The following is a 1,172-nucleotide window of genomic DNA, read 5'->3' as shown; positions in this document are numbered from 1 at the left end:
AACCGCTGCCCCCAGGGCTCGTTTGGTTCATCGAGCTTCAGTTCTTGGAACCGGCGCCCCATTTTGCCGCTGGCGCTTCCCACGAGGATAGGGCATCCAAAAGCGCTTCCGGTTCGCTGGCGACCACCAATGAGTCACGGAACTTCGGGGCCAGGAAACCCTGATCCGTCATGTGATCCAGCATGCTCAGCAGCGGCTGCCAGAATCCGTCGACGTCCAGGAGTGCTACCGGTTTTGCGTGGATTCCAAGCTGTTGCCAAGTCCATACTTCAAAGAGCTCTTCCAACGTTCCGGCGCCACCAGGCAGGGCGACAAAACCATCAGCCAGTTCTGACATGCGGTGCTTGCGAGCATGCATGTCGGGCACAACTTCCAAGCTCGTTAATCCTGGATGCGCCAGTTCACCATCAACCAGGACCTGCGGCATAACTCCGAAAACGTCTCCACCGGCCGCTCGGGCAGCATCAGCAATTGATCCCATCAGGCCTACCCGTCCGCCGCCGTAGACGATGGCTCGACCCGAGGCAGCAACAGTGCGCGCGAAGTTTTCTGCCGCCTGCTCATAAATAGGTGAATTGCCCGAAGCGGAGCCGGTGAAAACTGCCAGCCTTCGAATCTTTCGGTGCTGGGCGGCCAAGACTGGGAAGACCACGTCTTTGAGCAAAGGAGCGAGCTCGTCCAGTTCCGCTAATGGGTCAATCCACCGCAGCTGTTCAATTTCGGCCAGAGGTTCAGCAATCGGTACCAACGGATGTTCAAATACGGTGGCTTGAACGCTATGCCCTTCTTCGTTAGCCGCCGGGGCCGTGAAGGTTCCAATGAGACGCAGCAATGCTGAATCCAAGCTCACTCCCAGCTCTTCGCTCACTTCTCGCATCGCTGCATCAATAGCCGCTTCCCCTGGCTCTGGCTTGCCACCAGGGAACATGAATGATGCCGTACCCCGTTTGCGGGCTGTCAGAACCTGCCCCGCATCGTTTCTGAAAATGACGGCGCTGACAATAATCTGTTCTGGCATTCGAGTTCCTTCTTGGTACATCCGCATACTGGTTGCGCCTGTTCGGCACAACCGGCAGGCACCATTCAATCCTAGAGTTTCATCTGGGTGTGACTGGATCTCGTGGCCAACATGCTTTGGCGCTACGCAAACGAAAAAGAGCCGCCGGGGGGGG

General features: G+C 57.4%; 1 protein-coding gene. It reads right to left on the bottom strand.

Annotated features, from left to right (window positions below; genetic code table 11):
- Positions 1-37 precede the first annotated feature (37 nt).
- Positions 38-1,172: TIGR00730 family Rossman fold protein (locus ACNPM8_RS08460; RefSeq protein WP_448939647.1), on the bottom strand; the 1,135-nt coding region annotated here is incomplete at its 5' end.

Source organism: Glutamicibacter sp. AGC46, assembly GCF_053543715.1.
Note: the sequence above shows the minus strand (reverse complement) of the source record. Positions and strands in the feature narration are given on the sequence as shown.